Source organism: Cellulomonas hominis (genome assembly GCF_005239125.1).
Classification (GTDB): Bacteria; Actinomycetota; Actinomycetes; order Actinomycetales; family Cellulomonadaceae; genus Cellulomonas; species Cellulomonas hominis_A.
Map to the genome: position 1 here is coordinate 1 of NZ_SZYE01000218.1, position 5,698 is coordinate 5,698.

A 5,698-nucleotide genomic window follows, 5' to 3' on the forward strand; every position below is an offset into this window, starting at 1 on the left:
TCTGCCGTGCTGGAGGACGCGCTCGCCGCCGCCGTCCGCCGCCCGGTGCCGGCCGCCGAGCGGGACGCCGTCGACCGGGTCGCCCGGTACGCGGACGCCGAGCGCGGCCTGGTCCGGCCGGTCGACCTGGCGCGCGCGGTCGACCGCTCGCTCGCCGGGCTGCACGCGCTGCTCGCCGCGCACGTCGGGCTGAGCCCGTCCGCGTTCCTGTCGACGGTGCGGCTGTCCTGCGCGGTGCGCGAGCTCGGGGTCGACGACCGCGGCGACGCCCTCGGGGTGGTCCGGGTGCTGCGCGCCTACGCGGACGCCGGCTACCCCCAGCGGGAGGTCGAGCGGTTCACCGGGCTCGGCGCGCTCGAGCTGCGCCGGGCCGTGCGCGGCATGGAGGACGTGCTCGCGACCGCATAGGGTGCAGCGGTGACTGATGCGATCACGGTGGCCGTGCTGGGCGCGGCCGGCCGCATGGGACGGACCGTCGTCGACGCCGTGGAGTCGTCGCCCGACCTGGAGCTCGTGGCCGCCCTCGAGCACGGCGACGACGTCGGCGCGGTGGCCGCGACCGGCGCGCAGGTCGCCGTGGACTTCACCGTCCCGGCGGTCGCGGAGGCGAACGTCCGGTCGCTCGTGGCGCAGGGCGTGCACGCGGTCGTCGGGACCACCGGCTGGACCGCCGAGTCGCTGGCCCGGGTCGAGGGGGACCTGGCGGGCCGCCCGGGCGTGGGCGTGCTCGTCGCCCCGAACTTCGCGCTCGGCGCGGTGCTGGCCATGGCGTTCGCCGCCCGGGCCGCACGGTGGTTCGAGTCGGTCGAGGTGGTCGAGCTGCACCACCCCGACAAGGTCGACGCCCCGTCGGGCACGGCCCGGCACACCGCCGCCGCGATCGCGGCCGCCCGCCGGGACGCGGGGCTCGGCCCCGTGCCGGACGCCACCACGACGTCGCTCGACGGCGCCCGCGGCGCGGACGTGGACGGCGTGCGGGTGCACGCGGTGCGGCTGCGCGGGCTGGTCGCGCACGAGGAGATCCTGCTGGGCAACCCGGGCGAGCAGCTGACGATCCGGCACGACTCGTTCGACCGGGTGTCGTTCATGCCGGGCGTGCTGCACGCCGTGCGGCAGGTCGGGTCGCGGCCGGGGCTGACGGTCGGGCTCGAGCACTACCTGGACCTGGGCTGACCGCCGTGGGGGATCCCCGGCACCCGGCACCGGACGAGGGCGTGCCCGGCCACGACGCGCCCGCGCCCGCCTCGGCCGCCCGGCGGCGCACCGGCCTCGTCGCCGCGATCGCCCTCACCGCCCTGCTCGGGCTCTACCTGTGGCTGGTCGCCGGACGGGCGGTCGCGCTGATCCGCACCGGCGAGCCGGTCGGGGTCGGGCTGGGCGCGGCGTTCGCGCTGCTGCCGCTGCTGGTCCTCGGCCTGGTCGCCCGGGAGTGGCTGCTGGCCGTCGACGTGCAGCGGATGGCCGACACCCTGGCCGCGCGCGGGGAGCTGCCCGTCGACGACCTGCCGCGCAGCCCCGGCGGGCGGATCGACCGCTCCGCGGCCGCCGAGCAGTTCGCGGCGGCACGGGCGGAGGCCGAGGCGGCCGCGCCGGGCGACTGGGGCACCTGGTACCGGCCGCGTCGCGCGTGCACCGCGGCCGCGCCCCCGCCGCGGGCGGGGCCCCGCGCGGCCTGTCCTGACCCCCGGGCGCCGCGCTCGCGCGCGTCCCGACCGCCTCCGCGCCGCGCTCGCGCGCGTCCTGGTCGCCACCCGGACGTCCCGTGCCCGCCCGATCGACCGGGTGGCCGCGGGACGTCCGGCTGGGCATCAGCCGGGGCCCTCCGGGCCCGCGGGGGCGAGGTACGCGTGCAGGGCGTCCGGCGGCATGGGGCGCGCCACCAGGAAGCCCTGCACCAGCGGCACCCCCGCGGCTCGCAGGGCGTCGAGCTGCGCCTGCGACTCCACGCCCTCGGCGACCACCGTCATGCCCTGGTCGACGGCCATCCGGTGGACGAGCTCGACCAGCAGCGCGTCCAGCGGGTCGTCGAGCATCCCGGCCACCACCGACCGGTCGATCTTCAGCACGTCGACCGGCAGGCGCGCGACCTGGCGCAGCCCGGACATCGCGCCGCCCAGGTCGTCGAGCGCGATCGGCACCCCGGCGGCGCGCAGCGCGTCGAGCGCCCCGAGCGCCCCGGCGACCTGCGCCTCGGAGGCGGCCTCGGACAGCTCCAGGCGGACGGCGTCGTGCGGCGTCCCGGTCGCGTCGAGCACCCGGAGCACCCGGTCCGCGAGGAGGGGCTCCTCCAGCGCGGCGGGGGAGAGGTTCACGTTCACCACCGCGGGGGCGCCGTCGCCCAGCGCGGCCCGCCACGCCGCCCGGTCGGCGCACGCGCGCGCCAGGACCCAGAGGTCGAGCTCGAGGGCGAGCCCGGCCCGCGCGGCGCGGTCCAGCGGCGCCACGGGTCCCGCCAGCCGACCCTCGCCGTCCCGGGACCGCAGGAGCGCCTCGACCTCGTGCACCGACCCGTCGGCGGTGCCGGCGATCGGCTGGTAGTGCACCTCCAGGGCGTCCAGGTCCAGCCCGGGCAGCGCGGCCAGGCCCGTGAGCCCGACCGGCCCGGCGTCCGCCGCGGCGCCCCGGCGCGCGTCCGCCCCGGCGAGCCGGACCCGGTCGCCGCCGGCCTTCTTCGCGCCGTACATCGCGAGGTCGGCCTCCCGCAGCAGCCGGTCGTGGTCCACCAGCGCGCCCGCGCCCAGCGCCAGGCCGACGGACACCCGGGAGTGCGCGGGCACCGGCAGGCCCGGGTCGTGCACGGCGATCGCGGAGCGCAGCACCTCGCCCAGGTCCAGGGCCCGCACCCGCCAGGTGTCGTCGGGTGTCTGCGGCGGCAGCAGCCGCGCGAGCGCGAACTCGTCGCCGCCGAGCCGCCCGACCACGTCGCCGGGCTGCGCGCACGCCGCCAGCCGGGTCGCGACCGAGTGCAGCAGCGCGTCGCCGAACGAGTGCCCGAGGGTGTCGTTGACCTCCTTGAGCCGGTCCAGGTCGAGGAAGGCCAGGACGACCGCCCCGCCGCCGTCGCGCGCGGTCGCGCACAGCTCCCGCAGCCCGTCGACGAACCGCGCCCGCGAGGTCACGCCCGTCAGGTGGTCGTGCGACGCCTCGTGCGCCAGCTCGGCGGCCAGCGCCTCCATCAGCGTCGTGGGGTCGAGGATGCCGACGGGGCCGCCGTCCGCGCCGGTCACCAGCATGTCCTGGTACCCGTCGCCGGTGACCAGGCGCTCGGCGGCCTCGGTCAGCGAGGCGCGCACGTCGACCCACGGCACGTCCCACCGGGCGACGTCCGCGACCGGCCGCCGCCCCCACAGCGAGCGCCCGAACCCGTACCGGCCGGTCATGGTGGTGAGGAAGTCCTTGCGGGCCACCATCCCGAACGCGCCGCCGGGCTCGCGCGGGGCGACGAGCACCGAGGAGCCCGTCCACCGGGTCCGGAAGCCGACGTCCACCACCTCGCACGAGTCGGTGGGGGCGACGACGACGGGCGCGGAGACCAGGTCGGCGAGGGAACGACCGCGGTCGGCGCGCCGCCAGGGCGCGCGGGTCTGGGGGGACACGCCCGCACGATCGCCCGCGGGGCGGTCGGCCTGAGCGGTCGCCGCGCGCCGTCGTCGCCTGTTCGCGCCCCGTTCACCGGGGCCGACCCGTGCGGGTGACGGGTTCACCCCTCCGGCCGCGCCCGCCCGGGGCGGCGGGCGCGCGGGTCGCGGCCGCTCGCGTCAGATGCTCGCGCCCCACAGGTGCTCGGTGATCTCCCGCGGGTCGTCCTGCTCGCCGAGCACCCGGGTCGCGCCGACGTCGCCCAGGCCCGCCGACCCGAGGAACTGCTCCCGCGCGGTGTCGCCGGCGACCACCCAGGTCTGCACGCTGGTCGCCCGGTCCTCGTCGCGCAGCAGGTCGACGACGGCCGCCAGCAGCCGGGAGCCGTGACCGAGCCGGCGCTCGGCCGGGTCGACCTCGAGCGCGAGGATCTCGCCGCCCGGGGTGTCGTCGCCGGACCCGGGCGGGGCGGTGACGGGGGCGACCGAGGCGAACCCGACCAGCCGCGGGCCGTGCATCGCGACCAGCACGCGGTACCCGCGACCGGGCGGGGAGGCGATGGCGGCGGCCCACTGGTCGGTGACGCGCGCCGGGTCCACCCGGTCCAGGACCCCGTCGCCGACCAGCTCGCCGAGGGTGGCGCGCCAGGCGGCGAGCTGCACGGCCGCGACGGCGCCCTCGTCCCCGGGGACGGCGGGCCGGACGGAGACGTCGGAGGTGGCGGCGAGCAGGGGGTCCATGCCGCTCACAATGCCACGTACAGGGGCTCCAGATACTCCTCGATCCCGGCCTCGCCGCCCTCGCGGCCGATGCCGGAGGACTTCACGCCGCCGAACGGCGCGCTCGCGTCGGACACCATGCCGCGGTTGATCCCGAGCATCCCGGTCTCGACGCCCTCGGCCAGGCGCATGACCCGGCCGACGTCCCGCGTGTACGCGTAGGCGACCAGCCCGAACTCGGTCGCGTTCGCCAGCCGGACGGCGTCGGCCTCGTCCCCGAAGGTCACGACCGGCGCGACGGGCCCGAAGATCTCCTCCCGCACCGCGCGGGCGTCCTCGGGCACCCGGTCCAGCACGGTCGGCGGGTAGAAGTACCCCCGCCGGCCGGGGCGCTCGCCGCCGGTCCGCACCCGGGCGCCGTCGTCCGCGGCCTCCGTCACCAGCTCCTCGACCCGGTCCACGGCGGCCTTCTCGATGAGCGGGCCGACCGCGACGTCGGGTTCCGTGCCGGGCCCCATGACCAGCCGCTCGAAGGCCGCGGTCAGCCGGTCGGCGAACTCCGCGGCGACCTCCTGCTGCACGAGGAACCGGTTGGCCGCGACGCAGGTCTGCCCGGCGTTGCGCATCTTGGCGGCGACGGCGCCCTCGACCGCGGCGTCCAGGTCGGCGTCGGCGAACACCAGGAACGGCGCGTTCCCGCCGAGCTCCATCGAGGTGCGCAGGACGTTGTCCGCCGCCTGCCTGAGCAGCGAGCGCCCGACCTCGGTCGACCCGGTGAACGACAGCTTGCGCAGCCGCGGGTCGGCGATCACGGGCTCGGTCAGCGCGCGCGACGACGACGTGGGCAGCACGTTGATCACGCCCGCCGGCAGGTCGCGGGCGTCGAGCTCGGCCCGCACCAGCTCGGCGAAGTACGCGGTGGTCAGCGGGGTCAGCTGCGCGGGCTTGATCACCACGGGGCAGCCGGCGGCGAGCGCGGGCGCGACCTTGCGGGTGATCATCGCGATGGGGAAGTTCCACGGCGTGATGAGCAGCGCCGGGCCGACGGGGCGGCGCAGCACGAGCTGGTGGTGCGTCCCGGCGGGCGCGCGCCGCGTCAGCCCGTCGAGCCGCACGGCCTGCTCGGAGTACCAGCGCACGAACTCCGCGGCGTACTGCACCTCCGCGCGGGCCTCGGCCAGCGGCTTGCCGCCCTCGGCGGTGATGAGCGCCGCCAGGTCCTCCGCGCGGGCGACCATCGCGTCGAACACCGCCCGGAGCACGTCGGAACGGGTCCGCGGGGCGACCTCGCGCCACGCGGGGAACGCCCGGTGCGCCGCGTCGAGCGCCGCGAGGCCGTCGGCGGGCGTGGCGTCCGCCACCTCGAACAGCACGTCGGTGGTCGCCGGGTCGGCCACCGG

General features: G+C 78.2%; 5 protein-coding genes. 2 read left to right on the forward strand and 3 right to left on the reverse strand.

Annotation, left to right across the window (positions count from 1 at the left end):
- The coding region (locus FA014_RS20215; RefSeq protein ID WP_195969346.1) for a hypothetical protein at positions 1 to 408 on the forward strand (408 nt) is incomplete at its 5' end.
- A 9-nt stretch (positions 409 to 417) separates the two neighbouring features.
- Positions 418 to 1,173: a 4-hydroxy-tetrahydrodipicolinate reductase gene (gene dapB / locus FA014_RS17420; protein WP_154730900.1), complete on the forward strand. Its 756-nt coding sequence runs from the start codon at positions 418 to 420 to the stop codon at positions 1,171 to 1,173.
- 635 nt (positions 1,174 to 1,808) lie between these two features.
- Here the strand turns inward: dapB and FA014_RS17425 are convergent.
- From FA014_RS17425 to FA014_RS17435, 3 genes are all read right to left on the reverse strand, one after another.
- Positions 1,809 to 3,596, reverse strand: a complete 1,788-nt coding sequence (locus FA014_RS17425) for a putative bifunctional diguanylate cyclase/phosphodiesterase (RefSeq protein WP_154730901.1) — start codon at positions 3,594 to 3,596, stop codon at positions 1,809 to 1,811.
- A gap of 162 nt (positions 3,597 to 3,758) precedes the next feature.
- Positions 3,759 to 4,319, reverse strand: coding sequence for a GNAT family N-acetyltransferase (locus tag FA014_RS17430; RefSeq protein WP_154730902.1), 561 nt, complete (start codon positions 4,317 to 4,319; stop codon positions 3,759 to 3,761).
- A 5-nt stretch (positions 4,320 to 4,324) separates the two neighbouring features.
- Positions 4,325 to 5,698: NAD-dependent succinate-semialdehyde dehydrogenase (locus FA014_RS17435; protein WP_154730903.1), on the reverse strand; the 1,374-nt coding region annotated here is incomplete at its 5' end.